32 protein-coding genes and 1 pseudogene are annotated in these 26,504 nt (G+C 61.7%); 19 read left to right on the plus strand and 14 right to left on the minus strand.

Going from position 1 to position 26,504, the window contains the following annotated elements; genetic code table 11:
- Positions 1–109 precede the first annotated feature (109 nt).
- Complete coding sequence (locus GTF44_RS03945) at positions 110–928, plus strand: lytic transglycosylase domain-containing protein (RefSeq protein ID WP_171557671.1); 819 nt, start codon at positions 110–112, stop codon at positions 926–928.
- Between the two features lie 3 nt (positions 929–931).
- Here the strand turns inward: GTF44_RS03945 and GTF44_RS03950 are convergent, their stop codons facing one another.
- The 4 genes from GTF44_RS03950 to GTF44_RS03965 form a co-directional block, all read right to left on the minus strand.
- Complete coding sequence (locus GTF44_RS03950) at positions 932–1,213, minus strand: GNAT family N-acetyltransferase (protein WP_171557672.1); 282 nt, start codon at positions 1,211–1,213, stop codon at positions 932–934.
- Positions 1,206–1,832 carry a 3-oxoacid CoA-transferase subunit B gene (locus tag GTF44_RS03955; RefSeq protein ID WP_171557674.1) on the minus strand — a complete coding sequence of 209 codons (627 nt, stop codon included), beginning with the start codon at positions 1,830–1,832 and terminating at the stop codon, positions 1,206–1,208. The genes GTF44_RS03950 and GTF44_RS03955 overlap by 8 nt, the downstream gene beginning before the upstream one ends.
- Positions 1,832–2,527, minus strand: a complete 696-nt coding sequence (locus tag GTF44_RS03960) for a CoA transferase subunit A (protein ID WP_171557675.1) — start codon at positions 2,525–2,527, stop codon at positions 1,832–1,834. The genes GTF44_RS03955 and GTF44_RS03960 overlap by 1 nt, the downstream gene beginning before the upstream one ends.
- Positions 2,528–2,619: 92 nt before the next feature.
- On the minus strand, positions 2,620–3,726 hold the full coding sequence (locus GTF44_RS03965; RefSeq protein ID WP_171557677.1) for a class II histone deacetylase: 1,107 nt from the start codon (positions 3,724–3,726) through the stop codon (positions 2,620–2,622).
- Between the two features lie 112 nt (positions 3,727–3,838).
- Between GTF44_RS03965 and GTF44_RS03970 the strand changes: the two genes are divergently transcribed.
- Positions 3,839–4,186 carry a TraR/DksA family transcriptional regulator gene (locus GTF44_RS03970; RefSeq protein WP_171557679.1) on the plus strand — a complete coding sequence of 116 codons (348 nt, stop codon included), beginning with the start codon at positions 3,839–3,841 and terminating at the stop codon, positions 4,184–4,186.
- On the opposite strand, the gene GTF44_RS03975 is transcribed toward GTF44_RS03970, so the two are convergent.
- Positions 4,183–4,425 carry a hypothetical protein gene (locus tag GTF44_RS03975; protein WP_145211641.1) on the minus strand — a complete coding sequence of 81 codons (243 nt, stop codon included), beginning with the start codon at positions 4,423–4,425 and terminating at the stop codon, positions 4,183–4,185. The genes GTF44_RS03970 and GTF44_RS03975 overlap by 4 nt on opposite strands.
- A gap of 167 nt (positions 4,426–4,592) precedes the next feature.
- Between GTF44_RS03975 and GTF44_RS03980 the strand changes: the two genes are divergently transcribed.
- From GTF44_RS03980 to GTF44_RS03995, 4 genes are all read left to right on the plus strand, one after another.
- Positions 4,593–5,309 carry a M48 family metallopeptidase gene (locus tag GTF44_RS03980; protein ID WP_171557681.1) on the plus strand — a complete coding sequence of 239 codons (717 nt, stop codon included), beginning with the start codon at positions 4,593–4,595 and terminating at the stop codon, positions 5,307–5,309.
- Between the two features lie 93 nt (positions 5,310–5,402).
- The gene (locus GTF44_RS03985; RefSeq protein ID WP_145211635.1) at positions 5,403–5,657 is read left to right on the plus strand and encodes a DUF6455 family protein; all 255 of its coding nucleotides are present in this window, start codon (positions 5,403–5,405) and stop codon (positions 5,655–5,657) included.
- An 11-nt stretch (positions 5,658–5,668) separates the two neighbouring features.
- Positions 5,669–5,944, plus strand: coding sequence for a DUF6455 family protein (locus GTF44_RS03990; protein WP_171557682.1), 276 nt, complete (start codon positions 5,669–5,671; stop codon positions 5,942–5,944).
- Positions 5,945–6,045: 101 nt separating this feature from the next.
- Complete coding sequence (locus GTF44_RS03995; protein WP_253261144.1) at positions 6,046–6,411, plus strand: hypothetical protein; 366 nt, start codon at positions 6,046–6,048, stop codon at positions 6,409–6,411.
- A 27-nt stretch (positions 6,412–6,438) separates the two neighbouring features.
- On the opposite strand, the pseudogene GTF44_RS22065 reads toward GTF44_RS03995, so the two are convergent.
- From GTF44_RS22065 to rimO, 3 genes and pseudogenes are all read right to left on the minus strand, one after another.
- Positions 6,439–6,530, minus strand: a pseudogene (locus GTF44_RS22065) (alkylhydroperoxidase); the annotation flags it as partial.
- Positions 6,531–6,681: 151 nt separating this feature from the next.
- Positions 6,682–7,971 (minus strand): MFS transporter, encoded by a 1,290-nt coding sequence (locus tag GTF44_RS04000; RefSeq protein ID WP_171557684.1) that lies wholly within the window; start codon positions 7,969–7,971, stop codon positions 6,682–6,684.
- Positions 7,972–8,096: 125 nt separating this feature from the next.
- Positions 8,097–9,485 (minus strand): 30S ribosomal protein S12 methylthiotransferase RimO, encoded by a 1,389-nt coding sequence (rimO, locus tag GTF44_RS04005; protein WP_171557686.1) that lies wholly within the window; start codon positions 9,483–9,485, stop codon positions 8,097–8,099.
- Positions 9,486–9,575: 90 nt separating this feature from the next.
- Between rimO and GTF44_RS04010 the strand changes: the two genes are divergently transcribed.
- From GTF44_RS04010 to GTF44_RS04035, 6 genes are read left to right on the plus strand one after another with little or no spacing between them, the layout of a single operon-like run.
- The gene (locus GTF44_RS04010; protein ID WP_171557687.1) at positions 9,576–10,034 is read left to right on the plus strand and encodes a pyridoxamine 5'-phosphate oxidase family protein; all 459 of its coding nucleotides are present in this window, start codon (positions 9,576–9,578) and stop codon (positions 10,032–10,034) included.
- Positions 10,031–10,609, plus strand: coding sequence for a 5-formyltetrahydrofolate cyclo-ligase (locus tag GTF44_RS04015; RefSeq protein ID WP_171557689.1), 579 nt, complete (start codon positions 10,031–10,033; stop codon positions 10,607–10,609). Before GTF44_RS04010 ends, GTF44_RS04015 begins: the two co-directional genes overlap by 4 nt.
- A 27-nt stretch (positions 10,610–10,636) precedes the next feature.
- Positions 10,637–11,449, plus strand: coding sequence for a TIGR00282 family metallophosphoesterase (locus GTF44_RS04020; RefSeq protein WP_171557691.1), 813 nt, complete (start codon positions 10,637–10,639; stop codon positions 11,447–11,449).
- On the plus strand, positions 11,446–12,372 hold the full coding sequence (locus GTF44_RS04025; RefSeq protein WP_171557693.1) for an EamA family transporter: 927 nt from the start codon (positions 11,446–11,448) through the stop codon (positions 12,370–12,372). The genes GTF44_RS04020 and GTF44_RS04025 overlap by 4 nt, the downstream gene beginning before the upstream one ends.
- Positions 12,373–12,393: 21 nt before the next feature.
- On the plus strand, positions 12,394–14,172 hold the full coding sequence (locus GTF44_RS04030; protein ID WP_171557695.1) for an SLC13 family permease: 1,779 nt from the start codon (positions 12,394–12,396) through the stop codon (positions 14,170–14,172).
- Positions 14,173–14,195: 23 nt separating this feature from the next.
- The gene (locus GTF44_RS04035; protein WP_171557697.1) at positions 14,196–14,570 is read left to right on the plus strand and encodes a hypothetical protein; all 375 of its coding nucleotides are present in this window, start codon (positions 14,196–14,198) and stop codon (positions 14,568–14,570) included.
- Positions 14,571–14,594: 24 nt separating this feature from the next.
- Here the strand turns inward: GTF44_RS04035 and GTF44_RS04040 are convergent, their stop codons facing one another.
- Together GTF44_RS04040 and GTF44_RS04045 are read right to left on the minus strand one after the other, a co-directional pair.
- On the minus strand, positions 14,595–16,370 hold the full coding sequence (locus GTF44_RS04040) for an SLC13 family permease (protein WP_171557699.1): 1,776 nt from the start codon (positions 16,368–16,370) through the stop codon (positions 14,595–14,597).
- A 32-nt stretch (positions 16,371–16,402) separates the two neighbouring features.
- Entirely contained in the window at positions 16,403–17,146 is a 744-nt protein-coding gene (locus GTF44_RS04045) for a HisA/HisF-related TIM barrel protein (RefSeq protein WP_171557701.1), read from the minus strand.
- Between the two features lie 177 nt (positions 17,147–17,323).
- Here GTF44_RS04045 and GTF44_RS04050 point away from each other — a divergent pair, with 177 nt between their 5' ends.
- A complete protein-coding gene (locus tag GTF44_RS04050) occupies positions 17,324–18,064 on the plus strand; it encodes a YebC/PmpR family DNA-binding transcriptional regulator (protein WP_171557702.1) in 741 nt (246 codons plus the stop codon).
- Positions 18,065–18,113: 49 nt separating this feature from the next.
- Here GTF44_RS04050 and GTF44_RS04055 read toward each other — a convergent pair whose 3' ends face one another.
- Entirely contained in the window at positions 18,114–18,998 is an 885-nt protein-coding gene (locus tag GTF44_RS04055) for a LysR family transcriptional regulator ArgP (protein WP_171557704.1), read from the minus strand.
- A 91-nt stretch (positions 18,999–19,089) separates the two neighbouring features.
- Here GTF44_RS04055 and GTF44_RS04060 point away from each other — a divergent pair, with 91 nt between their 5' ends.
- The 6 genes from GTF44_RS04060 (at position 19,090) to GTF44_RS04085 (ending at position 23,073) form a co-directional block, all read left to right on the plus strand.
- Positions 19,090–19,695 carry a LysE/ArgO family amino acid transporter gene (locus GTF44_RS04060; RefSeq protein ID WP_171557706.1) on the plus strand — a complete coding sequence of 202 codons (606 nt, stop codon included), beginning with the start codon at positions 19,090–19,092 and terminating at the stop codon, positions 19,693–19,695.
- A 41-nt stretch (positions 19,696–19,736) separates the two neighbouring features.
- On the plus strand, positions 19,737–20,660 hold the full coding sequence (locus GTF44_RS04065; RefSeq protein WP_253261145.1) for a DMT family transporter: 924 nt from the start codon (positions 19,737–19,739) through the stop codon (positions 20,658–20,660).
- A gap of 191 nt (positions 20,661–20,851) precedes the next feature.
- A complete protein-coding gene (locus GTF44_RS04070; RefSeq protein ID WP_171557708.1) occupies positions 20,852–21,544 on the plus strand; it encodes an HAD family phosphatase in 693 nt (230 codons plus the stop codon).
- A 77-nt stretch (positions 21,545–21,621) separates the two neighbouring features.
- A complete protein-coding gene (locus GTF44_RS04075) occupies positions 21,622–22,293 on the plus strand; it encodes a thermonuclease family protein (protein WP_171557710.1) in 672 nt (223 codons plus the stop codon).
- Positions 22,294–22,370: 77 nt separating this feature from the next.
- Positions 22,371–22,610, plus strand: coding sequence for a YdcH family protein (locus GTF44_RS04080; RefSeq protein ID WP_145211583.1), 240 nt, complete (start codon positions 22,371–22,373; stop codon positions 22,608–22,610).
- Between the two features lie 163 nt (positions 22,611–22,773).
- On the plus strand, positions 22,774–23,073 hold the full coding sequence (locus tag GTF44_RS04085; protein WP_171557711.1) for a hypothetical protein: 300 nt from the start codon (positions 22,774–22,776) through the stop codon (positions 23,071–23,073).
- Here GTF44_RS04085 and GTF44_RS04090 read toward each other — a convergent pair.
- From GTF44_RS04090 to GTF44_RS04100, 3 genes are all read right to left on the minus strand, one after another.
- Positions 23,070–23,537, minus strand: coding sequence for a CoxG family protein (locus GTF44_RS04090; protein WP_171557713.1), 468 nt, complete (start codon positions 23,535–23,537; stop codon positions 23,070–23,072). The genes GTF44_RS04085 and GTF44_RS04090 overlap by 4 nt on opposite strands.
- Before the next feature lie 54 nt (positions 23,538–23,591).
- Complete coding sequence (locus tag GTF44_RS04095) at positions 23,592–24,989, minus strand: short-chain fatty acyl-CoA regulator family protein (protein ID WP_171557715.1); 1,398 nt, start codon at positions 24,987–24,989, stop codon at positions 23,592–23,594.
- A gap of 100 nt (positions 24,990–25,089) precedes the next feature.
- On the minus strand, positions 25,090–26,307 hold the full coding sequence (locus GTF44_RS04100) for a multidrug effflux MFS transporter (protein WP_171557717.1): 1,218 nt from the start codon (positions 26,305–26,307) through the stop codon (positions 25,090–25,092).
- Positions 26,308–26,504 lie beyond the last annotated feature (197 nt).

Consider the following 26,504-nt stretch of genomic DNA (forward strand, 5'->3'; position numbering starts at 1 on the left):
TGTATTCATTCGATGTCGGTGGGGGTCGTGCTCTAACCAGACAAGGGGATTCCTATTCTCGGTTCTTTCAGGCAAGCTGAAAGAAAAGAACAACAGGCAAGTTTGACCTATGCAGGTGACCTCCTCCTTCCTGACAATCGGGCTATCGCTGCTTGCGGCGCTGCCCATTCAAGCGCAATCCGCCGACCCGCCTCCGTTCCCCGAATTCACCTTTCGCCGTGTGGCGCCGCCAGCGGCAGGGCACACCGGGCCGCGGATCAATATCCAGATCGAGCCTCAGGTGACGCCCGTGGCCGCCCCGTCTTTGACGCCGGAGCCGGAGGCGCCCGCCGCGACAGGTTTGGATTGGTTCTGGTCCGAGATTTCCCCGGGCCTCGCGGAAGGGGCGGGGCGGTTCCAAGCCGCGCTGGATCATCTCTCCTCGGCGCCGGAGGCGGCCACGCTTGGTGTCGCGCGATTGGACCAACTGCGTGCGCTATCTGGGGCACATGGTGCGGATATCCTGCGCGCCACGGTTGGGACACCTGTGTCGCCAGCCTTGGTTCTGTCCGTGATGTCGGTCGAATCCGCGGGGGCAAGTGAAGCGATCAGCAGCGCAGGTGCTCAAGGGTTGATGCAGTTGATCCCGGCCACGGCCGAGCGGTTCGGCGTCGAGGATGCGTTCGATGTGGAGCAGAACATCGCTGGCGGTGTCGCCTATCTGGCCTGGCTGATAGAAGAGTTCGACCGCGACCCGGTTCTGGTTCTGGCGGCTTATAATGCGGGCGAAGGGGCGGTCAGAACCGCAGGCGGCGTGCCGGACTATGCCGAAACCCGGCGTTACGTGCCCAAGGTGCTTGCAACGTGGCTCGTCGCGCGCGCGCTTTGTCTTTCGCCGCCCGAGCTGATCTCGGATGGCTGTGTCTTTGAGGCGATGATCGACGGTTGATGCCTATTGAAAGACGTCTGCCCATTCTGGGTGACGTCGAGAAAGCGATTTCACAAAGGGGCAGAGCGGGACGATCTTCACGCCCTCGGCCCTTGCATCCGCCACCAGTCGCTCGACGAGCGCTTTGCCCGCGCCGCTGCTGCGCATGGCATCTGGCACGCCGGTGTGATCGGCGATGATCAGATGGGGCGAGGCGATGGAATAGGTCAACTCCGCCTCGGCCCCGTTTTGCGCGAGAACATAGCGGCCCTTGGAGCCGCTGACCTCGCGCGTGATGTCAGACAATGGTCGCCTCTGTCGCGGCGCGCAGGTCCTCTTCGGTGACACCCTCGGCGGTCTCGACGATTTTCAAGCCGCCCTCGACCACATCCATCACGCCCAGGTTGGTGATGATCCGGTCGACCACTGATTTGCCGGTCAGTGGCAGGGTGCATTCCTTGAGCACCTTGCTGTCGCCGTGTTTGTTGGTGTGATCCATCACCACGACCACGCGGCCGACACCGGCGACCAGATCCATCGCGCCGCCCATACCTTTGACCAGCTTGCCAGGGATCATCCAGTTGGCGAGGTCGCCATTTTCGGCCACTTCCATCGCACCCAGGATCGCCATGGCGATTTTGCCGCCTCGGATCATGCCGAAAGACTGCGCGCTATCGAAATAGGCGGTTTGCGGGAGTTCAGTGATCGTCTGCTTGCCAGCGTTGATCAGATCCGCATCCACCTCGTCTTCGGTGGGGAAGGGGCCCATGCCGAGCATCCCGTTTTCCGATTGCAGCGTCACCTCAATCCCCTCGGGAATGAAATTCGACACGAGGGTCGGAATGCCAATGCCCAGATTGACGTACCAGCCGTCTTCCAGCTCTTGCGCCGCGCGGGCGGCCATTTGATTGCGATCCCAAGGCATCAGGCAGCCCTCACAGTGCGTTGTTCGATACGTTTCTCATGCTCGCCTTGAATGAGGCGATGCACATAAATCCCGGGCAGATGGATCGCGTCGGGGTCCAAACTGCCGGTCGGCACAATCTCTTCAACCTCGACCACGCAGACTTTGCCGCACATCGCCGCAGGCGGGTTGAAGTTCCGCGCGGTCTTGCGGAAGATCAGATTACCGGTCTCATCGGCCTTCCAGGCTTTGACGATGGAGAGATCGGCGAAAATACCCTCTTCCATGATATAGGTCTCGCCGTTGAAGTCCTTGTGCTCTTTGCCTTCGGCAATCACCGTTCCGACGCCGGTCTTGGTATAAAAGCCCGGAATGCCGCAGCCGCCGGCCCGCATCCGCTCGGCCAAGGTGCCTTGCGGATTGAATTCCAGCTCCAGCTCGCCCGACAGGAATTGCCGCATGAATTCGGCATTCTCGCCGACATAAGAGGAGAGCATCTTCTTGATCTGCTTGTCGGCCAGGAGGATGCCGAGGCCAAAATCGTCTACGCCGCAATTGTTCGAGGCAACAGTCAAATCCTTGGTGCCCGCCTTGTTGATCGCGTCGATCAGAAGCTCGGGGATACCGCAGAGGCCGAAACCGCCCGCCGCAATGAACATCCCGTCAAACAAAAGCCCGTCCAGCGCTTCGGCGGCTGAGCCGTATACCTTTTTCATGAGCTGACGCTCCCCCTCTTGGCAAACTTGCCGCAAACTGGCCTGTGCCGTGGGGGAAGTCAACGCGGATGCCGCGCTGCGGCGCTTTGGTCTCAGGCGCGGATCGCGTCTTCCATCTCGCCGATGAGCGTGGAGCAAAACGCCTGGAAGCGCGCGCCCGGCTGTTGCGCGGTGATCCGGTCGGCCAACGGGTCGGGCGCTGTGATCGCGCTCCCCGAGAGCGCTTCAAGCACGGCATGGCCGCAGAACGGCACATGGGACGCCGCATATCCGCCCTCATGCACCAGCGTCAGACGCCCTGCGCAGAGATCTGCGGCAGCTTCCATCACCAACTCGGTCATCTGCCGGAAGGTGTTTGACCCGGCCAGCATCCGGCTGAGCGGATCAACGCCCGACGCATCAAACCCACAGGCGACGACGATCGCATCCGGTTCGAAGGACCGAAGCTGTGGCAGGACCAACCGCTCCGTGACCTCGATATAGGTGGCATGGCCCGCACCGGGCGGCAGTGGGATGTTGAGATTGTACCCGTCACCCCGATCTGACCCGCGATCCTGAAAATCACCGGAATCTCGAGGGTAATTCCGCTCCTGATGGATCGAGATGGTCAGCACATCGTCGCGATCATAGAAAATCGCCTCGGTGCCATTGCCGTGATGCACATCCCAATCGAGGATCGCAACTCGCTCGACCATGCGGGCGGCGAAGGCCGCCTCGACTGCGATGGCGATATTCGCCAGGAGACAGAACCCATTTGGGAAGTCCGGCAAGCAATGATGCCCGGGCGGGCGGGAGAGCGCATAAGCGTTTGTGACATCCCCTCGCAGCGTGGCGAAAAGCGCCGCCTGGGATAGCCCGGCCGAAAGGCAGGCGATCTCATATCCATCGGGGCCGAATGGCGTCCGCAGGCCAAGCTCGCCACCGCCAGCCGCGGCCGCTTCGCGAAAGCTGTCGAGATAGCTTTGCGGATGCACGCGGAGCAGATCTTCTGTCGTGATGGGCGGTGCGCTGCCACTGTCCAGGTCGGCAAGAAGGCCCGTAACATCCAGAAGGTTCTTCAAGCGCCGCTTTGTCTCGGGGTCTTCAGGCAGGCCGCCGGTCGCCATAGGTTGCACCAAACCGCCGACCGGACTCATGAAGGCGTAATTGCCGCCCGAATGCCAGAAACACCGCTCGTCCCAGAAAAACCCCGTCGCCATGATACCCTCCGCTTCTTAAGCGGACTATGGCAGCGGCGGCCTCTTGGGGGCAATGGGGCGGGCAAAGATATCAGGACTTGCCGCATGAGGCGCAATCTGCTGGCATGGAGAGATGAGCGATCCAACAGATGATATGCTTGCCGCCCGGTATCGCCCGCAGCTTGAGGCGGAACGGGCCGAGTTGATGGCGGCGTCGGACGAGACGAAAGACAACCGCAAGCCCGTCGAACTGGATCAGCAATCCGTCGGGCGGCTGAGCCGGATGGACGCGTTGCAGGGGCAGGCGATGGCGAAAGGTCTAGAGGCGCGGCGTCACGGTCGGCTGAAAGCGATCGATGCAGCACTGGCCCGCATACGAGACGCGGAGTTTGGCTGGTGCGAAGATTGCGGTGAGTTCATCGGCCAGGGTCGTTTGGATTTCGATCCCTGCGCCCCACGCTGCGTGAGTTGCGCGTCTTAGTCCGTTGCTTCACGACGCAGCCGATAGACGCCTTCTGGCAAGTCCAACGCTGCCGCGAGATCTTGCAGCTGCGCCATCGAAAGTGTGATTTTCTGCATCTGATCGGTGCGCGGATCGTGCTGCTCCACCGTCACACATTCGGAGAAGGCGGATATGGTGAGATCCTCGTTCAACGGAGCGTCACCCTCATCCACCAAGGTGATCACTGTGGCGTCGAATTCATGCTCAATCGTAAACATAAATTCAGCCTATGGAGGATGTTCGGCATATGCAACGGCGCGTTTCGACATCTACGCCGCGCACAAAATCGGGCACATTGGCGTGAGGACTCTGGACCGGCAGGCTGCCCGTGTTACTGCTTGAAGGGTTCGGTTACTGGGTGACGGGATTGAGGAGGAGGGCGCAAATGCGGACCTATTTGTTGATTTTGGCCTTGATGGGGCTTGCGGCGTGTAACATCGCGCCCGCGCCGATCACGCCTTCGGCCCCACCGGCTACAAGTGACACGCCGCGCCTGCCGCCTTCGGTCGCCGTCGCGAATTTCGAGGAGGTTGTGGCTCGGGTTGAACCCGTCGCTGAGTCTGTCTGTCGGCGCGAAACACCCCGGCAAAACTGCGACTTCGTGATTGCGGTGGAAAGGGATCCGCGCGCCGGAGTAAATGCGTTTCAAACGCTCGATAAAAATGGTCGCCCATTCCTCGTCTTTACGCTTGGGCTGATCGCCGAGGCGCGCAACATCGATGAGTTGGCCTTTGTCATGGGGCATGAAGCGGCGCATCACATCGAGCAGCACATTCCGCAACAACGTCAGTCCGCGCGCGAGGGGGCGTTCGTCCTCGGCACTTTGGCGCAGATGGGCGGTGCCAGTCAGTCCGGGATTAGGGAGGCCGTCGAGATTGGTGCCTTCGTTGGCGCGCGGCGGTTTTCGCAAGATCATGAGTTGGAGGCCGATCGACTCGGCACGATCATAGCGATCAGAGCCGGCTTCGACCCTGTGCGTGGGTCGGCATTTTTCGAACGTTTGCCCGACCCAGGCGATCAATTTTTGGGCACGCATCCCCCCAATGCCGCCCGCCAGGCCATCGTGCGCAATACGGCCGCCCAATTCGGACGCCGCAATTGATCTGAGTCATGGTGCCGCCTCCCGCCTAATCTACTTTTGCGTTCAGGGAGCGCCTTGTTTCACGGGGCGCGGGAGCTTGGGAGGATTTGGGATATGCCCGGAAGTAAGACCCTGAAGGAACACGAGGCGCTGATGTCGCGGATGGCGCGCACCGTTGGCACCGATTTGGACGAGGCTGAACTCCGCGGCGATCTCCCTCCCGAAATGCGCAATGACATGCTGTTGCGCTGCACGGGATGCGCCTCACCTCAGGAATGTGAACGGTTTCTCGACACGACCGAGATTGCCGAGGGCACACCCGAGTATTGTCGGAACGGTATGGTCTTGATGGCGCTGCGCACAAGCTGAGGCATCTCTTTATGACAACCTCGACCATTCATCCGCTTGGTCTCGCAAATCGGCATTATTGGCAGGCGCTCGGCATGGCCAAAACCACCGGGGCCGATCTGCCGCAAGCGATGGCGGCTGGGTGGATCGACCAGTCGGACTGGGCCGATATGGTCCAACGCTGCCGCGGATGCCAATGGGCCGATGGTTGCGCCTCCTGGTTGGCAGCGCAGGGTGAGGCCTTGGCCGAGGTGCCGCGCGCTTGCCCGAATGCGGCTGTCTTTGATCGGATTCGAGCGGCGCGTTAAGGCGCGACGGCTCTACTCACCGCCATCTTAGATGACAAAATCCGGCAAATCGGACAATCTGTAGTCATTGACTCCATTTCTTGACTGCAAGGATTTTCCCGATGATGGCACGTTTCTTCCCTGTGAGATTTATTCTAACCACGGCTCTCGCATTTGCCGTTCTGGCCATGAGCACCCTGGCCAGCCTCGCGGATATCACCGGTGCCTACTACGCCTATGGCCGGAATGCTGACGGAAGCGCCTATGATGGGATGGTCGTGATTGGTCAAAATGCTGATGGCAGTTTCGCGGTGAACTGGACTGTGGGCACCACCTATTCCGGTACTGGCGTGCTCGCAGGCCAGGTCCTGACCGTCGAATGGGGGGCTCCCGACCCGGCGGTCTACGTGGTGATGCCCGATGGCGATCTACACGGCACATGGGCCGATGGCACAGGGTTAGAACTGCTCAGCCGGACGCCTCGGTGACGCCCAAATCCCGGGCGTCCAGTCCGGCCCCGCCATCGAATGGGGGCGGAGCGAATGCATCATCATGATGTTTTCGACGTTGTTGCAGGGCCTTTGATGCGGTCGTAGAGCCGGTGCAGCTAGCCAGTGTTGGCGGTGTAGGGAACAGTTTCGATCCAGGGCATCGGGCCTCCCGTGTTGCTGGGAGATAGTACCGCATCACATCTATTTCTGGTTAATGTCCACTCTTGAGCCCAAAAGTAAGTATGCTGCACGCCGCGCGAACGTCCGCTATTTGGCTTCAGCAGCCAATCGTTTGGCCAGCACCAAGCTCAGCGCCAACGCCGTGAGCAGAAAGACTGCACCGGCACTCCAGGCCACGGGCGTCGAGTAGATTTCGGCGAGAGCTCCTGCCATGACCAGTCCTATCGCACCGCCAAGTTGCTGGATCAGGGATCGGAGCGACAGCATGGTGGACCTCTGACGATCTTCCACACAGCGATGCAAGATGCTGCTCGCTGGTGTCTCGCTTGCTCCGAGAAGGACGGAATACAGCAGAAAGACGCCAACAAATCCGGCGATGCCACCTTGCATCGCCAGGGTGACCTGAACAACCGCGAGGCATGCAAAGACTGCCGCAAGCGTGACAGCGTGGCGACGTTTGAAGATCCGGCTGATATGGGGCGACAGCGACGCACCGAAGGCGATGGCGAAAAAGTAGCCCGCCGTCAGGACACCGATGACGGTGTTGGCATAATCCTCGTCCAGCATAGGCTTGGCATATGTTGGCCAGATCACTTCGACCGGGTTTGTTGCCATAAGGAACAGCGCTAGAGCCGCCAGAAGCTTGGAGAGCGTCGGATGCTTTAGGGCCAGAAGACTGGCTTCGGCAATCACCGACGGAACGCTGGCGAAGCCTTGTCTGAGCGCATTGCGGTTCAGTGGGCGCGGGTCTTCGGCGATGGCGAACATGGTGTAGACGAGCACACCGACCATCACGATGAAGCTCGCAGCGTAGGATACATCATAGATGCTGATCCCATGCCGGAGGCCTATCGCGCCGAGCATGTCTGGCAAGAGACCTCCCAAAACGGCACCGACCGCGAGGCCCATCGCGTTGGCCCATTGCGCTTTCGCGAGAGCGGGTTGGACATCCACATTTGGCGCGGCAGCTTTGAAGGTCTCGACAAACCACGCGTCAAGCGTGCCTGAGCGCAGGGCGCGCCCAAAGCCGATGAAGGCGAACGAAAGAGCCAGGACTCCGAAGTCACTCGATGACAGAAAAAGCGCCAGTGAAACCAAACTGGCCAAGACCGCCGCGAGGAATACTGGCTTGCGACCGATGTTATCGGCCAGCCCGCCGAACGGCAATTCCATCGCCATGGTTGTGAGCGAGTAGACCCCGAAGAGCAGCGAAATCTGGAACAGGTCCATGCCGCGATCGGTCAGTGCGAGCGCGACCACGGCCACTGTGAGACCCATGGCAAAACGGTCAAGAAACTGATGTATTTGAAACACCCGAATGTGCCGACGCGCCCTGTCGGTCAGTGTTTTGAAAGAGAAATCAGTTTCCGTCGCCATAGCGGCAGCATCTGCCTTTGCGCATCCTTGCGCAATGACTCATCCAGAAGACGAGGAGATGCTTATGGAACCAGACATTGGCGCAGCCGAAGCGAAAGTCGGGAAGGTGTCCGCAGAGCGGCCCGTCAGACTAACCGACCCCAGAGATCGTATTCCGACGCCTCATCCACCTCGACCGAGACGATCTGCCCTGGGGCCAGCGTCTCAAAACCCTGATCAATAAAGAGGTTCCCGTCGATCTCGGGTGCATCCGCTTTCGTCCGGCACGTCGTGCCCTCTGCGTCAACACTATCGACGATCACATCAATCCGCTGACCTACTTTGGCGTCTAGCTTCGCCGCCGAGATGGCCTGGGCCTTCTCCATGAACCGGTGGAATCGCTCTGCTTTCACCTCATCGGGCACGTGATCAGGCAAGGCGTTGGACCGCGCGCCCTCGACATTTTCGTATTGGAAGCAGCCGACCCGGTCGAGCTGCGCCTCGTCCATCCAGTCGAGCAGGGATTGAAACTCCGCTTCTGTCTCGCCGGGGTAGCCAACGATGAAAGTGCTTCTGAGCGTGATCTCTGGGCAAATCTCCCGCCACGCCGCGATCTCATCCAAGGTGCGCGCGGCGGCGGCAGGGCGCGCCATGCGGCGGAGGACATCCGGGTGCGCGTGTTGGAATGGGATGTCGAGATAGGGCAAAAGCCCATTCTCTGGATCCGCCATCAGCGGGATCAACTCGCGTACATGGGGGTAGGGGTAGACGTAATGCAGCCGCACCCAGGCCCCAAGCCGTCCTAACTCTCGCGACAGATCGGTGATATGAGACCGGACCTCGCCGTCTTTCCACGGGTTCACATCATAGCGCCGGTCGAGACCATAGGCGGAGGTGTCCTGGCTGATCACCAGAAGCTCTTTCACACCCGCTTGAACCAGTTTCTCCGCTTCGCGTAGCACCGCATGAGCCGGGCGCGAGGCGAGCTTGCCGCGCATATCTGGGATGATGCAGAATTTGCATTTGTGGTTACAGCCTTCGGAGATCTTCAGATAGCTGTAATGGCGCGGTGTCAGCGGCACGCCGGTCGCGGGCAGCAGATCAACAAACGGATCGGGCGCGGGCGGCACGGCTTTGTGCACCGCATCCAGCACCTGCTCATATTGATGCGGGCCGGTGACGGCGAGCACTTTCGGATGCGCGCCCGTGATATACTCCGGTTCCGCCCCCAGACAGCCGGTCACAATCACCCGCCCGTTTTCCTCCAGGGCCTCGCCAATCGCATCCAGGCTTTCCGCCTTGGCGCTATCGAGAAAGCCGCAGGTGTTCACGATGACCGCTTCGGCACCCGTGTAGTCGGGCGAGATCGCATAGCCCTCGGCGCGGAGCCGGGTCAGGATACGTTCACTATCGACCAACGCTTTCGGACAGCCGAGCGAGACCATTCCGATCGTCGGCTGGCCCGGGCGCGCGGCCTCGGGGAGCCGGGCCGCAGGGGCCAGATCGGGGCGGAGATTGGGAGGGTTGAGGGCCATGGGCCGCCTATAGCCGTTGGCGCAGGCCGACGAAAGGGTATCCGCATGTTTGGACTTGCCTGATGTGTGATTTCCGCCAGAGATAACAGGATGGCTCAGGAATTTGACTCCGATGTGCTTCTGCACGCGCCGCTGATGGCCAATCTGGCAACGGTTTGCGCCGATGGTCCGCGCAACGCGCCGATGTGGTTCCTTTGGGAGGCGGGCGCGCTCTGGCTCTTGGGCGATGCGGGGTCAAGCTCGGTGCGCCGGATCGCCGATGATCCACGGGTCGCGGTGGAGATTGTGCAGTTCGATCCGCAAAGGGGCGTTTTGCTGCATTTGGGCCTACGGGGAAGGGCCGAGATCACCCCGATGGATCCGGCGCTGTTCCGGCGGCTTTTGGCGAAGTATCTCGGCCCTGATCCGGCGGCGTGGAACCCTTGGTTCGTCGACGCCGTGGCCAAGATCGAAGACCCCAATGGCCGGTTGATCCGGCTGCTGCCTGAGAGCATCTTCACCAATAACGTCTCTTATTTCAAAACCGGTCCGGAGCTTGCCTGGCCATGAGTATCTCTGATCAGAAAGCCGCCTTGCGCAAAGCGGCCTATGCAGCGCGGAAAGCGGCGTTTGACCAAGGGCATGGGCTTGCGGCGACGGCGGCGCTTTTGGCGGAAATCGGACCCGTGCGAGGCCGGATCATTTCCGGCTATATGCCAATCCGAACCGAGCTTGACCCGGTCCCGGCGATGACGGCCTTGGCTGGCGAGAACCGAATTTGCGTGCCGGTGATTGAGGCCGCAGGCCAGCCGTTGAGATTTCGGGAATGGGCACCTGGTGTGCCGATGGTCGATGGCCCTTTCGGGGCCAAGGTGCCTGCATCAGGCGCCTGGTTGGAGCCGGATATCCTCATCGTGCCCCTGGTTGGGTTCGACAAAGACGCAAATCGCCTGGGCTATGGCGGAGGGTTTTACGATCGGACATTGGCCAAGCTGCGGCGGGATCGGGGGCTGGTGCGTGCCATTGGTTTTGCGTTCGCGGCACAAGAGCTCCCGGCGCTGGTGCAGGAGCCGACGGATCAGGTGCTGGACGTTATCGTGACCGAGGCGGGGACGGTGCGCCCGCCGTCCGCCCCCTTGCCGTAACGAGCTTGAACGCATAAGCCGAACCCTATGAAATGTTTGTTCCTAGGTGATGTAATGGGCCGCGCCGGTCGGGCTGCGGTCACAAGCCAACTGCCGAAACTGCGCGAAGACTGGCGGCTCGATTTTGTCGTCGTCAATGGCGAGAACGCGACCTCGGGCGCCGGTCTCTCGGCGGGCCACGCAAGAACGCTCTTGGAGGCCGGGATCGATTGCATGACGCTTGGCGATCATGCCTTTGATCAACGCGATATGTTGCAATTCATCGAAAGCGAGCCGCGTATCCTGCGCCCGGTGAATTTCTCGAAGGCCGCGCCAGGCAAAGGCGCCCGGCTTTTCGAGGCGCGGGGCGGGCGGAAGGTGCTGGTCACGCAGGTTTTGGGCCAGGTCTTCATGAAACGCCCCTTCGATGACCCATTCTCGGCTCTACAAACCACGTTGACGGCCTATCCATTGGGTGGGCAGGCGCAGGCAGTGATTGTAGATATCCATGCCGAGGCAACCTCCGAGAAAATGGCCGTTGGGCATTACTGCGACGGGCGGGCGAGCTTGGTGGTGGGCACCCATACCCACGTGCCGACCGGCGATGCGCAAATCCTGCCCGGCGGCACGGGCTATATGACCGACGCCGGGATGTGCGGCGACTATCACTCTGTAATCGGCATGGAAAAGGCCGAGCCGCTCAGGCGCTTCTTGACCGGTATGCCAAAGGAACGCTTCACCCCGGCGACGGGCGAGGCCACACTCTCGGGCGTCTATGTCGAAACCGATGATCGCACGGGCAAAGCCACCCGGATCGAGCCCATCCGCGTTGGCGGCCGATTGCAAGAGAGCACCCCGTGAGACGCGACTGGGTCGGGCTATGGGCGCTGTTGCTCGTGCTCGGCGCCGCTTGGGGGATCACCCAACCGCTCTCGAAAATCGCGGTCTCAGAAGGGTATCGCCATTTCGGTATCATCTTCTGGCAATTCGTGATCGGAGCCATCCTTCTCGGGGCCATAACCTGGGTCCGGGGCCGCCGCTTGCCGTGGGAGGGGCGGCATCTGGCGCTGTATGTGATCATCGCCCTGATCGGGACGCTGCTGCCCAATTCGGCCAGTTACACGGCGGCGATCCATTTGCCTGCCGGTATCTTGTCGATTGTGATCTCTCTGGTGCCGATGTTGGCCTTTCCGATTGCGCTGGCGTGGGGGCTGGATCGCTTCTCTTGGCTCCGGCTCTTTGGATTAATATTGGGGTTGATCGCCATCGTCCTGATCGCCGCGCCGGAGACCAGCTTGCCTGACCGCGCCATGGTCTTGTGGCTGCCGGTCGCCCTTATCGCCCCCGCCTTTTATGCCATTGAGGGCAATTTCGTCTCGCGCTACGGCACCGAAGGGCTGGGTCCGGTGCAGGTCTTACTTGGGGCGTCTCTGGTCGGGATCGTGATGTCGGCGCCGCTCGCTTTGATGACTGGACAGTGGATTTCACCCCTGCCGCCCTACGGCCTGCCTGACCTGGCGATCCTGGCTTCCGGTGTGTTCCACGCAACGGCCTATGCCGGATATGTCTGGACGGTTGGGCGCGCCGGGCCGGTTTTTGCGGCGCAGGTCAGTTATCTGGTCACCGGCTGCGGCATCCTCTGGGCCAAGCTTTTATTGGCCGAAACCTACTCGCCTTGGGTCTGGGCGGCGTTGGTGGTGATGTTCCTTGGCCTGTTTTTCGTGCAGCCCCGACCGAAAGAGGTGCTGGACGGGGCCGCGCCCCTGGGGAATGATGCCCGCTGAGGCAGGGTTGCAAAGGCACATATGATTGATCTGACTCTCTCGGCCGAGGCCCAAGCCATCGCGACCCTCGCGGTGGTCGGCCTGATGTTTGTGATGTTCATTCGCGAGCGTTATCCAACCGAGGTTGTGGCGCTGGCGGGCGTCTCCTTGCTGCTCGTCACCGGGCTTTTGCCGTATCAGAACGCGCTTGCTGTTCTGTCAAACCCGGCTCCATGGACCATCGCGGCGATGTTCATCACCATGGGCGCCCTGGTGCGCACCGGCGCGTTGGAGCGTTTCACCGCGATGGCGGAGGCCAATGCAGAGACAAAACCCCTCTTGGCGCTTGGGGCTTTGATGGCGTTTGTGGTCATCGGATCGGCCTTCGTATCGAACACGCCGGTTGTGGTGGTGATGATCCCGGTCTTCGTGCAAATCGCCCGCACGCTTGGTCGGCCAGCCTCCAAACTGCTCATCCCGCTCAGCTATGGCGCGATTATGGGCGGTACCCTGACCCTGATCGGAACCTCGACGAACCTCCTGGTCGATGGTGTCGCGCGCTCGCAAGGCTTGGAGCCGTTTACGATTTTCGAGGTCACGCCGATCGGACTCGTGGTGGTCGCCTGGGGCATGCTCTATCTCTGGCTTGTCGCGCCGCGCTTGCTGCCCGACCGCGGCTCGATGGCTGATATGCTCTCCAATCGCGGTCGGATGAAGTTTTTCACCGAGGTGGCCCTGCCCGAAGACAGCGCGCTCATCGGCCAAAACGTCAATGAAGTGGATCTGTTCCGCCGTGATGGCGTGCGTTTGATCGATGTGCTGCGCGGCGACGCCTCGCTTCGGCGCGATATGGCGGGCGTCGTGTTGCAGGCCGGGGATCGCGTGGTACTGCGCACCGAGATGTCCGAGGTTCTGGGGCTGCAAGCCAATAAGCAGCTCCGCACGGTTGATCAGTTGAGCTCGGTCGCGACCCAGACCGTTGAGGTGCTTATCACGCCCGGCTGCCGGATGATTGGCCGCTCGCTTGGCGCGCTCCGCCTGCGCCGTCGCTATGGTGTCTATCCGCTGGCCGTGCATCGGCGAAGCCAGAATATCGGGCGGCAGCTCGATGATCTGGTGGTCCGTGTTGGCGACACGCTTCTCTTGGAAGGCGATCCGGCGGATATTCAACGCCTCGCTGCTGATATGGACCTCGTGGACGTCACCAAACCCTCCGCACGCGCTTATCGGCGGAGCCATGCGCCAATTGCGATCGGGGCAATGGCAGGCGTCGTGATCTTGGCGGCGTTCAATGTGGCGCCGATCTTCCTTCTGGCGATTGTCGCCGTGGCTGTCGTGCTCCTAACCCGCTGCATCGATGCCGATGAGGCGTTTTCCTTCGTCGATGGGCGCCTTCTGGCGCTGATCTTCTCGATGCTGGCCATCGGTGCGGCCCTGCAGGCAACCGGCGCGGTGGCTCTGGTCGTCGGCAATCTTGCGCCTTGGCTCGCCGATCTGCCGCCCTTCCTCCTGGTCTGGGCGATCTATCTGATCACCTCCATTTTGACCGAACTGGTTTCCAACAACGCCGTGGCGGTGGTGATCACACCGGTTGCCATCGGCTTGGCCCAAGCCATCGGCGTCGATCCGCGCCCGCTGGTCATCGCCGTGATGATCGCGGCCTCGGCCAGTTTCGCGACGCCTATTGGCTATCAGACCAATATGCTGGTCTACGGCCCCGGCGGCTATAAGTTCACCGATTTCATGAAGGTCGGAATTCCGCTCACGCTCAGCCTCGGCCTTGTGGTCAGCGCGGTTATCCCGCTCATATGGCCCTTATAACCCCTCGCGAAGGATAGCTTCCCATGCGCCTCTTGCTTCTGATCTCTGCGGTCGCCCTCGGCCTCTCGGCCTGCGCCACCACCCCGCCGCGCCCGCTCTCGGTCAGCTTGACCGACACCAGCCTCACCGTGCCGATGTCAAACGGCACCACCTGCACCGGCACGGCACCCGAAGGGGCCACAACCGGCTGGTCCGGCACACTGCAAAACTGCCCGACGCCTTATGCCTATACGGTTGAGATCGATCCGGGCACCAATCCGGTCCGCTTCATTCTGGAAGAAATCTTCACCGCACTTGGCGGCCCCGACGTGATCGCGCCCCTGGCCACTGTCACCATCACCGATGAGACCGGCAGAACCCGGACTTTCGCCTCGCCACCACCACTGCCAGAGGATTGACCCGATCAGCCGTGATCGGATGTCTCAGAGCGGCCAGAATACGAGGATCGACGGGATCGACACCGCGATAATGATGATCTCGAGCGGCAATCCCATCCGCCAGTAATCGCCGAACCCATACCCACCTGGCCCCAGGATCAGCGTGTTGTTCTTATGTCCAATCGGCGTCAGAAACGCCGCCGAAGCCGCAATGGCCACGGCCATCAGAAATGGGTCGGCGGAGACCCCAAGCGTATTGGCCATCTGAATGCCGACAGGGGCGGCAACAATGGTCGTGGCGGTGTTGTTCAAGATGTCGCTCAGCGTCATCGTCACCACCATTAATACGGTCAAAATGGCCCAAGCGGGCAAGCCTTGGGTGAGCGATACGAGAGCGCCTGCGATCAGCTCCGTCCCGCCGGAGTTCTCGAGCGCGGCGCCGAGCGGGATCATTGAGCCCAAGAGCACCACCACCGGCCATTCGATATGATCGTAGATGTCGGCAATCGGCAGAATCCGGGTCAGCACATAGCCCACCACCACAATGCCAAGCGCAATCGGCAGATAGACCAGCCCAAGTGATGCCGCTAAGACCGCGCCGCCAAAGAGTCCAATCGCGAGCCAGGTCTTACCGTCCTGCGTAACGTTCAAACCGCGGTCGGCCAGCGCCAGGCCGCCCAGCCAATCCACCACATCATCGACACTGTCAGATGGGATCAACAACAGCAGAATATCGCCCGGCTCAATCTCGGTCTTGCGCAGGCGTTTGGTGATATGTTTGCCTTTCCGGGCAATGCCCATCAGAACCGTGCGTTTGCGCCACGCAAGGCCAATGGCTTCGGCCGTCCGACCGGCAATCCGCGCCCCTTCCGGCACGACCATCTCAACCAAATGGACCCCGTCCCCAAGCGCATTCGCAGCCGGGTTGTCCGCCGGCGCCAAAGGCAGGGAAAAGGCCGTGCGGAACTCGTCAAGCGCTTCGGGCGCGGCTTCCAGAACCAGGATATCGCCGGCTTTCAAAAGCAGGTTCCGCCCGGTGCCAAACCGCCGTTTGCCATCGCGCAGCAACCCCAAAATCGCCACATCGGCCTTTTCCGCAGGTTCTACCAGCTCCCGAATGCGGGTACCAATCAGTTTGCTGTCCTCTGGAATCGCCAGTTCCGCGATATAGGGTGCCAGCTCAGCCATCCGATCACCGCCCACGCCGCTATCCCTTGTCGGGATCAGCCGCCAGCCGATCAGCGCGACAAAGGCCAGCCCGGCAATCGCGGCGAGTCCGCCCACGGGGGCGAAATCGAACATCCGAAACGGCTCGCCCAATGCGTCCTCGCGGATCGTGGCGATGATGATATTGGGCGGCGTCCCGATCAGCGTCACCATGCCGCCAAGGATCGTGGCAAAGCTGAGCGGCATCAGCGAAACGGCGGGTGACCGGCCCGCTTTCCGCGCCGTGGCGATGTCGACCGGCATGAGCAGCGCCAGCGCGGCGACATTGTTCATGAAGGCCGAGAGCACGCCGCCCACCCCGCCCATAATCGCGATATGGGCGCCAAGCGAGCGGGAGGCATCGACCAGCGTTCGGGTGATCAAGAACACCGCGCCTGAGCGCACCAGCCCGGCAGAAACCACCAAAACCAGCGCCACGACCAGTGTTGCGGGATGGCCAAAGCCGGAAAACGCGGCATCCGAGGGCACGACGCCCAGCAAAACCCCAACCATCAAGGCGGAAAACGCCACCAAATCATAGCGAAACCGCCCCCAAAGGAGCAGCGCGAATACCGCGCCGAAGAGCGCGAAGAGGATAATCTGATCAGCCGTCATGGCCGCAGTTACCCACGCAATCGGTCGCGGGTCTAGAGAAACTCGGGCGTGCGGCCTGAAACGGCGTTGGCGACGGCCAGCGCTTCGGCCAGATCGATCGAGCGGTCGAAGAGGGCCCGCCCGATAATCGCACCTGAGACATGCGGCACATATTTCAGCCGCGAGATGTCATCGAGGCTGCGCGACAACCCGCGCGCGATCACCGGCGCGCGCGCCATGTCGGCCAGCCGCGTGACCAGGGCGAGAGACCCGTCGCTATCTTCCACATCCGCATCGATATCGGTCACGATCACAGCCGCCAGTGGATCGGTCTCATAGGCGGCCAGAAACGCCTCGGGCGTTATCGCGGAGCTTCTGCGCCAGCCTTCGGTCATCAACTGACCCTGGAACACGTCAAGCGCAATAACGATTTGATCTGGAAAGCGTTTTGCCGCCTCCTTCACGATATCCGGATTGGTCGCCGCAAGCGTCCCGACCACAACGCGGCCCGCCCCCATATCGATCCAGTTTGCAATGGAATCGAGCGACCGGAAACCGCCGCCGATCTGCACCGGGATACCCGCGCTGCGGATGATCTCTTGTACCAGATCCTGATTGCCGCCTTCGCCAGCGACCCAGTCGAAGTCGGTCACATGCAACCATTCTGCGCCCGCCTCGGCAAAACTCTGCGCTTTGGCAACCGGGTCCACATGCCAGATCTGCGGCTCGTCCAGGCGACCGCGATAGAGGCTCACGCAATGGCCGTTTTGCAGTTCAATCGTGGGGTAGATGATCATGGCAGTCTCCTCCCGGCTCAGGACAGCCTAGCAGGTTTTGCGCCGGATTTGGGTCTCGAAAACGGCATGTTTCTCGATGAGTCCGGCGTTGCGCGAAATCCGGCCCCAGGGGATTGCCGAGCCTGCTTGGCCTGCCGTATAGACGGGGCTGCCGAAGATTTTGCGCGGGAGACGACGATGGCAGGCCATTCAAAATGGGCGAATATTCAGCACCGGAAGGGGCGGCAGGACGCGGCGCGTTCCAAGCTGTTCTCGAAACTTGCCAAGGAAATCACCGTCGCCGCCAAGATGGGCGACCCGGATCCAGAGAAAAACCCACGCCTCCGCCTTGCCGTGAAAGAGGCCAAGGGGCAGTCGGTGCCGAAGGATGTGATCGACCGCGCGATCAAGAAATCCCAGGGTGGCGATGCCGAGAATTACGACGAAATCCGCTATGAGGGCTATGGGCCGAATGGCGTTGCGGTGATTGTCGAGGCGATGACTGACAACCGCAACCGAACTGCCTCAACCGTGCGGTCAACCTTCGGAAAACATGGCGGAAATCTGGGCGAGACCGGATCGGTTGCCTTCATGTTCGACCGTAAGGGGCAGGTGAGCTATCCGGCGGATGTGGGCGATGCGGATACGGTGATGATGGCCGCGATCGAAGCTGGCGCCGAAGATGTGGAAAGCGCCGAGGATGGGCATGTGATCTGGTGCGCGGACACGGATTTGAACGAGGTCTCGACCGCGTTGGAAGCTGAACTGGGCGAGAGTGAGTCGACCAAACTGGTTTGGCGCCCGACGACCACAACGGAGCTTGATCTGGACGGCGCGCAGAAGCTGATGAAGCTGATCGAGGCACTGGAGGATGACGACGACATCCAGACCGTGACCGCGAATTTCGACATCTCCGACGAGGTGATGGCGCAGCTCTGAGCCGCGGCAATAGGTTACGAAGATTCCGAAATCTGGCGTTTCTTGTAACCTATTTCGCCGGGATCAGATGCGCCGCCGCCGCTTTGCGGATCGCCCGGGTGAGCGGGCGGAGCGGTTCTGCCATCTGCCGAGGCACCTGCCAACTGAGCGGCGTATCGAAGACCTGGTCCGGCGCAAGCGCCACAAGCGAACCCTCGGCCAGCGGTTGCTCCACCATCATTTCAGGGTTCAGCCCCCAGCCAATGCCGAGCTTTGCCGCATCGACAAATCCATGGCTTGAGGCCAGGAAATGGGTCGGAAGCGCGATCTTCGAGCCGGTGATCTGTTCCGCCCATCTTTGTTGCAAGCGGTCTTTGGAGTTGAAGGTCAGGGCCGGAGCTTTGGCCAGCGCCTCGGCGGTCACGCCATCGGCGAACCACGTGGCGGCAAAATCGGGGGCGCAGGTGGCGATATAGCGGAGCGACCCGAGCGGGAAGGCATCGCAACCGGGCACCACGGACTCCCCCGCCGTCACCGCCGCCGAGACCTCGCCCCGCTTCAGCCAATCGGCGGAATGGTCCTGATCATCAATCTCCAAGTGGTAGAGAAAGCCAGGCACGGCGGCCAAGGCTGGCATAGCCCAACTGGCCAAGCTGTCGGCATTCACCGCGATCCGAAGCGGCGTTGCCGGATCGGGCAAAAGACCTTTGAGATCGGCGGCGAGCGTTTTTTCGAGTAAGCCCACCTCCTCGGCATGGCGCAAGAGCCGCGCGCCCGCCCTGGTTGCACTTGCAGGCCGGGTCCGGCGGATCAGGACCGTGCCGAGCCGCTCTTCCAGCGCCTTCACCCGCTGCGAAACGGCGGATTGGGTGATGTTCAACTCGGCCGCTGCACCCTCGAACGAGCCGGAGCGCAGGACCGCGGAAAGCGCCATCAGGGCGTGCGTGTCGATCATTGGCAATTCTAATGTGGCTTCAGAAAACGTAACTGGTCTTATGGTAGCCTATGGCCTAACCGGGGCGGGTTGCCAAGAGCGAGAGCGCGATATGACCACTGCCTTCCTGCCCGGCTTTGCCCTCGGGTTCAGCCTGATCCTCGCCATCGGGGCGCAAAACGCCTTTGTGCTCCGGCAAGGTATTCGGCGGGCGCATGTCTTCGCGGTCTGCCTGACCTGTGCGGTCTCCGACGCGCTTCTGATCGCCCTGGGGGTGAGTTCCTTTTCGGTTGTGGCCGAGGCATTGCCCTGGCTGACCCCGGCTTTTCGGTATGGTGGGGCAGCGTTCCTGATTGTCTATGGTGCCAAGGCCTTCTGGGCGGCTTGGAGGGGCGCCGACGCACTTGCCGTGGGGCGCGATGGCGTTGGCAGCTTGCGCGCGACGATCCTGACGGTTCTGGCGCTGACCTGGCTGAACCCGCATGTGTATTTGGACACGGTGGTCTTATTGGGCTCGATCTCCACCCAATATGGCGAGAACGCGGTTTGGTTCGGGGCCGGCGCGGTGACGTCCAGCTTCGTATTTTTCTTCTCCCTCGGCTATGGCGCTCAGCTTTTGGCGCCGCTTTTCGCGCGGCCCCGCGCTTGGCAGATTCTGGACGTCTTTGTTGGCCTGGTGATGTGGGCGATTGCGTATAAGCTGATCTTTCTGATCTGACCGACTTGCAGCCGCCCGGGCGATAGGGTTCTTTGGCGGTCATGGCCGATGCCGCGCAAACCCTTGAAAAGCCGACGACCCGCCCCCTGATGGGGGTGTTTTGGATGTTGGTCACCGGGGCTTGTTTTGTGGCCGTCACCGCCATTGTGAAGGTCGTGGGCTCCGATGTGCCGCCCGCGCAATCCGCCTTTCTGCGTTATGTTTTGGGGCTGGTGTTTCTGATCCCTATGATCCGTCCGATCCTGCGGGCGCAGTTGAGCCGCCGGGCGATTGGCCTTTTTGGCTTGCGCGGTGTTGCCCATACCGGGGGGGTGATTTGCTGGTTCTATGCGATGACGCAAATCCCGATCGCCGAGGTCACGGCGATGAATTATCTGAGCCCGGTTTATGTCAGCATTCTCGCGGTCTTCTTTCTGGGCGAGCGGATGGCGGTGCGGCGGATTTTGGCGATTGTTGTCGCTCTGGTCGGCGCGTTAATCATCCTGCGGCCCGGGTTTCGAGAACTCAGCCCCGGGCATTTTGCGATGCTGATCACGGCGGCGAGTTTTGCCGTTGGGTATCTGGTGGCGAAAATTATGGCCGATGAGGTGGATGCGGCGGTGGTGGTGGGCATGCTCTCGATCACGGTCACGATTTGCCTGGCGCCGTTTGCCTGGGCGGTCTGGGTGCCGGTCACGTGGGAGCAGTTGGGGTGGCTCTTCCTGGTCGCGGTGTTTGCGACGGCGGGGCACTATACGATGACGCTGGCCTTTGCGGCGGCGCCTTTGACGGTCACGCAGCCGGTTACGTTCTTGCAGTTGGTTTGGGCCACCGCTTTGGGCGCCTTGGTCTTTGCCGAGCCGGTGGATATCTGGGTGATCGCGGGGGGCGGATTGATCATCGCGGCGATCAGTTTCATGACCTGGCGCGAGGCGGTCTTGCGGCGGCGCAATGTCACCCCGGCTGTGTCGCAGACCAAAGGTTAACATTCTGTTTCTTTTAGAAGATTATGCGATCGCAACGCGCTAGCGTGCGGTCTTTGCCATGCTCAGAAATGAGGCAGCGTCTTGCGGCAGCGCCCATTGCGAGACCAAAACCCTCTGCTGCGACGCGGCAATTCTAATGCGACGGTTGCGTTGCGCGCCAGTCTCCTCCCCGGTGATAGGGCGGAGGGTTGATGATGGCACCGAAAGCAGTGATTTTTGGCGGGCTCGGCAGCTTGGTGGAGTGCGCGGATTTGGACCGGCAGGCCTGGAATGCGGCCTTTCGGATACATGGCGTTGGCTGGGACTGGTCCTGGGATGTCTATGCCGAATTGATGCGCCCCGGCGGCGATTGGCAATTGGCTGCCCGCTTCGCGGATTATCTCGGCATGGAGGTGGATGCGGCGCGGCTCGACGTCACGCATCAGCGTCTGTTCGCGGCGCGGTTGGCTGATGGCATTCCGCTTCGCCCGGGCGTCGATGCGGTGCTGCGTTGGGCGGCGAAGGCGCGGCTGCCGATTGTCTTGGTCAGCCGGTCCGAAGCCGGGCCCGTCGAGGCGCTTTTGAAAGCGACGGCGCGGGCGCGGGCGGGCATTCCGTTTGACATGATCATTCTGCGCAGCGATGTCCGCCGGATGGCACCAGACCCCGAGGCAATGGTGCTGGCGCTGACGGAACTGGGATTGGCGCCAAAACAGGCGGTGGCCATTGTCGATACCCCCGCCACGGCGGAGGCCGCGCGGGAGGCGGGCCTGCCCTGCTTGGCCTATCCCGGCGTTTTGGCAGAAAACGAGCGCTTTGATCCGCCGATCGTGCGGGCACCGATCTTGCGGGTGGATCGGGTGATTGAAACGTGGCGCGGCCTGCCGATGATGGTGGCGGAATAACGTCGCTGCAGCCCCGATGGTTAACCTTTCCGTAAGATTTACCTTGTGCTGGGTCGCATCGCGTTAGATGGGGAGGCATGAGAAAATGTTCATGCTTTGTTTGCATTCTTGCCACCCTGTATCTGTTCACGCTCTCCCCCGGTGGCGCGGAGGTGCTGCGCGGGGCTGTCGAAATCCTCGATGGAGATACCCTACGTCTGGACAGGCGGGTTGTCCGACTAGACGGGATCGACGCACCGGAGCAGGATCAACGCTGTCGCCGAACGAATGGGGATGACTGGGCCTGCGGGGTCTGGGTCGCGGCGCAAGTGGCGGCAGAAACACGCGGCGCCGTTGTGAGTTGCGTGGGAGACGAGACCGACCGCTATGGTCGGCTTCTGGCGCGCTGCACCACTGAGACTGGGCAGGATCTGGGCGACTGGTTGGTCAGCGGTGGCATGGCGCGGGCCTATCGGCGGTATTCGATGGCCTATGCGGCGCAAGAGGACGCGGCCCGGGCGGCTGGCGTTGGATTGTGGGCCGGTGCGTGGAGCGCCCCCGCCGACCATCGCGCGCGGTGCGGCGCGCTGCTGTCGGATGTGGCGGCGGGCTGTGCGATCAAAGGCAATATCTCGGACAACGGTCGAATTTATCATGTGCCGGGGAGCCGATCTTATGGCCGAACGCGGATCGATCTAGCGCGCGGCGAGCGTTGGTTTTGCACAATTGCCGAGGCCGAAGCAGCGGGATGGCGCGCGCCGCGCGGATGACTTGATTTCCGTCAAATCGGAGCGCGGGCGCAAGTGCTACCAATTGAGTCGCACGCAGCATGCAGGAGGAAACCCGTATGTCCCACACCCCACATGAATTGGCCGAGGAGTTCCCGGATAAGGTCGAGCAGATTCATATGCTCAAGACCACCGACAAGCATTTTGCCAAGCTGATGAAGGACTATCACGAGGTGAACCGTGCCGTGCACCGCGCAGAGACGGGCGTGGAACCCTGCGATGACCTGGCCCAGGTGCAGATGCGGAAAGAGCGGATGCATTTGAAAGATCAGATCGCGGCGATGTTGGCGAAGGCCTGACCGGAGGTCCCAAGCGCTGCATGGCGCGTTCCACCTGCCGGTCGTGACATGCGGCGCTCTGCCAAGCAAAGCAGGTTTTCAGGGTGCAAGAGTGTCCCAACCAGATCCCCCACAGATCAGGTTTGTAAGAGGCCTCCGTTATGTTGCGCGGGTCGGTTTGGGGATGTTTTGCCTGATCTGGTTCATCTTCGCGCTGCTCTCCGGGGCGGAACAGGCGGGCGGTGTGCTGAGAAATAGCCCCAATGCCCTGCCCTGGGTTGGGCTGGCCATCCTGGTTGCTGTCGCGTTTCGGTATGAGCGTCTCGGCGGCGGATTGATCGTCGCCGCAGGGTTGTTCGCGGCCGTGTATTTTGACGCTCTGGCCGTTTGGCAGGTGATGGTCCTGATCCCGCTGCCCCTGATCCTATTCGGCGGAGCGCTGATCTATGTTGGATCGATAAGTCCTTTGGTGCGCCAGAGCTAAGCGGTCTCGGCGTCGTCGTCGGTGCCTTCGACCTGAGCCTGAAAGTTCTCGAAGAATTGATCGGCCATTTTCCGGGCGAAACTGTCGATCAGGCGCGAGCCGAGTTGAGCGATTTTGCCGCCGACTTTAGCGTCCACGTCATAATGCAGATCGGTGCCTCCGCCCTCGGCATCGCTGAGCGTGACCTCTGCACCACCTTTGGCAAAACCGGCCACCCCGCCTTTGCCCTCGCCGGAAATGGTATAGCTTGTTTCGGGCACGATATCGCTGAGCGTGACCTCCCCTTTGAACGTGGCTTTTACCGGGCCGACCTTCTGTTTGACCACGGCGGAGAACCCCTCTTCCGGCGATCCGGTCAGCTCTTCGCAGCCCGGAATGCAGGCTTTCAGGGTCTCGGCATCGTTCAACGCGGCCCAGACCGTGGCGCGGTCGGCGGCGATGGTGCGGGTGGCGTGTAATTCCATGAAACGTCTCCTCCAGGCGGTCTGATCAGGAGTAGAGCGCAGGCGCGGGCCGCGTCAACGTTCGATCTCATAAGGCAGCGTGTCGCGATGGTTCGGATCGACGCTGAGCTTGCGTTCAAGCGGCGGGACCGAGCGTTGATGGCAGCCAACCCGTTCGCAAATCCGGCAGGAGATGCCAATCGGTTGGAAACTGCTGGCGCTGGTCAGGTCCAGCCCATCGGCATAAACCAACGCACCCGCATGTTTCACCTCGCAGCCAAGCGAGATCGCATAGCGCCGGGTCGGGCTGTTCCAGGCGCCGCCGGTTTTGGAAACGTCGCGGGCGAGGATCACATAGCGGACGCCATCAGGGGTTTCGGCCAGTTGCCGCAGGAACCGGCCCGGCGTTTCAAAGGCGCTATGCACATTCCAAAGGGGGCAGGCGCCGCCGAAACGCGCAAATTGCAGCCGCGTGGCGGAGTGGCGTTTGGTGATCGTGCCGGCCTGATCCACCCGGGTGAAGAAAAACGGCACGCCCTTGGCGCCGGGGCGTTGTAGCGTCGAGAGCCGATGGGCGATCTGCTCAATCGAGGCGTCGAATTGGATCGAGAGGCGCTCCAGGTCATGGCGGGTCTCGGCGGCGGCCTCGGCGAAGCGGGTATAGGGCATGAGCACCGCGCCGGCGAAATAGTTGGCCATGCCGATCTGCGCGATGGCCCGCGCGGTGTCGGATTGGAACCGGGCGAGATCGAGCGTGGCCTCCAGAAGCTGGGCCTGTTCCAGAAGCGCATATTGGTGGAGCAGTTGGAAGCGCTGGGTTTCAGGCGCGGCGCGGGGCGAGAGGGTGAGGGTCCGCGAGGCTGTGTCATAGTGGCGGACGCCTTCGCCCGCCGCACGGCGGATGGTGATGCCACGGGCGCGGAGCAGATCCTCGGTATGGCTGGCGAGATCGGAGGTGGCCTGCGCCGCGAAGCGTTCGGCGGCGCGGTCCATCGCGTCGATGTAATTGTCACAATAGTGGAAGAAATCGCGCACCTCTTCCCAGGGGGAGGCGGCGGTGGGTGTCCCGCTTTGGCCTAGCGCTTCGTCCAGCGAAGCGAGGCGTTCGTGGGTCTGACGATAGCTGCGATGCAGGTCGAGAAAGGCGCGGGCGAGGGCCGGGGCGTTTGAGGCGGCCAGGCGCAGATCGGCCAGCGGTGGGGTGCTGTCTGTAAAGACCGGATCGGCCAGTGCCTCGCGCATGTCGGAGACCAGACGTTCGGCATCACCGGTGCTGAGTTCGGTGACGTCGAAGCCGAACTCCTGCGCCAAGCCGAGGACAACTGTGGTCGAGACCGGGCGGTTGTTGTTCTCCATTTGATTGAGGTACGGGAGCGACACGCCAAGCTTGGCGGCGAAATCCTTCTGCGTCAGGCCAAGGCGGGTGCGGAGTTCGCGGAGCTTGGCCCCGGCATAGAGTTTCTGAACGGCCATATGACCCTCGGTTTGCAGAATTTGCAGATCAGTTTGCAAATCTACCCGGTGGTCGTGTGTTTTGGAAGGGGCTGGGCAGCCTTGCGCGTTTCGCGTTGGTTCAGAGGCCAGAAACCTGCCGCTCGCGGCGGATCGTGTAGAGGATCGACGCCACCGCCAAAAGGGCTGTGATCAGCATAATCCAGATCAGCGGAAAGGCCCCGCGGCCTTCGGTCAGAAGGGTGCCGGCCAATGCCGAGAGCGCCGCGCCGCCGCCAATCATGAAGGCCCCGCCAAGACCCGAGGCCGTCCCCGCCAGATGGGGCCGGACAGACAACATGCCGGATGTGGCGTTGGGCAGGACCATCCCATTGCCGAGGCCGACAAAGGTCATGAAGCCAAAGAAGATCGGGGCCGTCTGCACCCCACCTAAGAAGAACAAGAGCGAGAGGAAAACGCCGGTTGCCGAGATAATCGCGCCCCAAAGGATCATCGCGTTGATGCCGACGCGGACCGAGTAGCGACCAGAGACGAAATTGCCGAAGAAATAGCCCACAGCCGGGGCGCCGAAGAAAAACCCAACCATCGCGGGCGAGAGGCCAAAGACTTCGGACCCGACATAAGGCGCACCGCCGAGATAGGCGAAAAACGCGCCCGAGGCGAAGGCGGCGGCGAGGCAATACCCCCAGAACCGACGCGAGGCGAGCAACTCGGGGTATTCGGCGAATTGTGCCCTGAAACTCGTGGTTTTGCGGGCGACTGTCTCTCCTAAATCGCGCCAGATGAGGGCCCAGACCATTATGCCAAGGATGGCCAGGAGCCAGAAGGTCGATTGCCAGCCGAGGGTTTCATCCATGATGCCGCCAAAGACCGGACCGATCATCGGGACGATCGCCATCCCCATGGTGACATAACCGATCATCGAGGCGGCTTCTTCTTGCGGGACCATATCGCGGACGACGGCCCGGCCCAGAACCATGCCGACCACAACGGTTGCTTGGATCATGCGGAACACCAGGAATATCTCGACCGTTGTGGCAAAGACGCAGCCGATCGTGGCGAGAATGAAGATGCCCAGACCCCAGAGCAGGACGGGCCTGCGCCCATAGCGATCAGAGATCGGGCCGACGATCAGTTGCAGCACGGCGTTCATGCCGAGATAGCCCGCGACCGAGAGCTGCATCACCCTATAGTCGGTGTCGAAATAGACCGACATATTCGGCAGCGAGGGCAAAAACAGGTTCATCGACAACGCGCCGAGCCCGGTCAGCACGATGAGGGTGAAGATATGTGGAGGGGTTGTCCGGTCTAAAAACCGGACAGTCGGCCGCGAACTCATATGAGAGGTCTATGTCGCGGCCCGGAGCTTGTCCATGGCGCGGATGCACAGGCGGCTGTGCATCTTGGGTATTTGCGAATTTGCAATATTACAGTGCAGGTTGCGAATGAATTTGCAAATATGCGAGTTCGGGCTGTCTTTGCGGGGGCCATCTGGATAACCTGCCCGGAAACGCGCGCGTATCTCGCGCCTGGATC

Source organism: Roseobacter sp. HKCCD6576-2 (assembly GCF_013179285.1).
GTDB lineage: Bacteria > Pseudomonadota > Alphaproteobacteria > Rhodobacterales > Rhodobacteraceae > Rhodophyticola > Rhodophyticola oceani.

Bases quoted from the DNA above. Each gene is read 5' to 3' on its own strand.
- GTF44_RS03945 (WP_171557671.1), top strand. From the start codon at position 110: ATGCAGGTGACCTCCTCCTTCCTGACAATCGGGCTATCGCTGCTTGCG.
- GTF44_RS03955 (WP_171557674.1), bottom strand. From the start codon at position 1,832: ATGCCTTGGGATCGCAATCAAATGGCCGCCCGCGCGGCGCAAGAGCTG.
- GTF44_RS03960 (WP_171557675.1), bottom strand. From the start codon at position 2,527: ATGAAAAAGGTATACGGCTCAGCCGCCGAAGCGCTGGACGGGCTTTTG.
- GTF44_RS03965 (WP_171557677.1), bottom strand. From the start codon at position 3,726: ATGGCGACGGGGTTTTTCTGGGACGAGCGGTGTTTCTGGCATTCGGGC.
- GTF44_RS03970 (WP_171557679.1), top strand. From the start codon at position 3,839: ATGAGCGATCCAACAGATGATATGCTTGCCGCCCGGTATCGCCCGCAG.
- GTF44_RS03975 (WP_145211641.1), bottom strand. From the start codon at position 4,425: ATGTTTACGATTGAGCATGAATTCGACGCCACAGTGATCACCTTGGTG.
- GTF44_RS03980 (WP_171557681.1), top strand. From the start codon at position 4,593: ATGCGGACCTATTTGTTGATTTTGGCCTTGATGGGGCTTGCGGCGTGT.
- GTF44_RS03985 (WP_145211635.1), top strand. From the start codon at position 5,403: ATGCCCGGAAGTAAGACCCTGAAGGAACACGAGGCGCTGATGTCGCGG.
- GTF44_RS03990 (WP_171557682.1), top strand. From the start codon at position 5,669: ATGACAACCTCGACCATTCATCCGCTTGGTCTCGCAAATCGGCATTAT.
- GTF44_RS03995 (WP_253261144.1), top strand. From the start codon at position 6,046: ATGATGGCACGTTTCTTCCCTGTGAGATTTATTCTAACCACGGCTCTC.
- GTF44_RS04000 (WP_171557684.1), bottom strand. From the start codon at position 7,971: ATGGCGACGGAAACTGATTTCTCTTTCAAAACACTGACCGACAGGGCG.
- rimO (WP_171557686.1), bottom strand. From the start codon at position 9,485: ATGGCCCTCAACCCTCCCAATCTCCGCCCCGATCTGGCCCCTGCGGCC.
- GTF44_RS04010 (WP_171557687.1), top strand. From the start codon at position 9,576: ATGGCTCAGGAATTTGACTCCGATGTGCTTCTGCACGCGCCGCTGATG.
- GTF44_RS04015 (WP_171557689.1), top strand. From the start codon at position 10,031: ATGAGTATCTCTGATCAGAAAGCCGCCTTGCGCAAAGCGGCCTATGCA.
- GTF44_RS04020 (WP_171557691.1), top strand. From the start codon at position 10,637: ATGAAATGTTTGTTCCTAGGTGATGTAATGGGCCGCGCCGGTCGGGCT.
- GTF44_RS04030 (WP_171557695.1), top strand. From the start codon at position 12,394: ATGATTGATCTGACTCTCTCGGCCGAGGCCCAAGCCATCGCGACCCTC.
- GTF44_RS04035 (WP_171557697.1), top strand. From the start codon at position 14,196: ATGCGCCTCTTGCTTCTGATCTCTGCGGTCGCCCTCGGCCTCTCGGCC.
- GTF44_RS04040 (WP_171557699.1), bottom strand. From the start codon at position 16,370: ATGACGGCTGATCAGATTATCCTCTTCGCGCTCTTCGGCGCGGTATTC.
- GTF44_RS04045 (WP_171557701.1), bottom strand. From the start codon at position 17,146: ATGATCATCTACCCCACGATTGAACTGCAAAACGGCCATTGCGTGAGC.
- GTF44_RS04050 (WP_171557702.1), top strand. From the start codon at position 17,324: ATGGCAGGCCATTCAAAATGGGCGAATATTCAGCACCGGAAGGGGCGG.
- GTF44_RS04055 (WP_171557704.1), bottom strand. From the start codon at position 18,998: ATGATCGACACGCACGCCCTGATGGCGCTTTCCGCGGTCCTGCGCTCC.
- GTF44_RS04060 (WP_171557706.1), top strand. From the start codon at position 19,090: ATGACCACTGCCTTCCTGCCCGGCTTTGCCCTCGGGTTCAGCCTGATC.
- GTF44_RS04065 (WP_253261145.1), top strand. From the start codon at position 19,737: ATGGCCGATGCCGCGCAAACCCTTGAAAAGCCGACGACCCGCCCCCTG.
- GTF44_RS04070 (WP_171557708.1), top strand. From the start codon at position 20,852: ATGATGGCACCGAAAGCAGTGATTTTTGGCGGGCTCGGCAGCTTGGTG.
- GTF44_RS04075 (WP_171557710.1), top strand. From the start codon at position 21,622: ATGAGAAAATGTTCATGCTTTGTTTGCATTCTTGCCACCCTGTATCTG.
- GTF44_RS04080 (WP_145211583.1), top strand. From the start codon at position 22,371: ATGTCCCACACCCCACATGAATTGGCCGAGGAGTTCCCGGATAAGGTC.
- GTF44_RS04085 (WP_171557711.1), top strand. From the start codon at position 22,774: ATGTTTTGCCTGATCTGGTTCATCTTCGCGCTGCTCTCCGGGGCGGAA.
- GTF44_RS04090 (WP_171557713.1), bottom strand. From the start codon at position 23,537: ATGGAATTACACGCCACCCGCACCATCGCCGCCGACCGCGCCACGGTC.
- GTF44_RS04095 (WP_171557715.1), bottom strand. From the start codon at position 24,989: ATGGCCGTTCAGAAACTCTATGCCGGGGCCAAGCTCCGCGAACTCCGC.
- GTF44_RS04100 (WP_171557717.1), bottom strand. From the start codon at position 26,307: ATGAGTTCGCGGCCGACTGTCCGGTTTTTAGACCGGACAACCCCTCCA.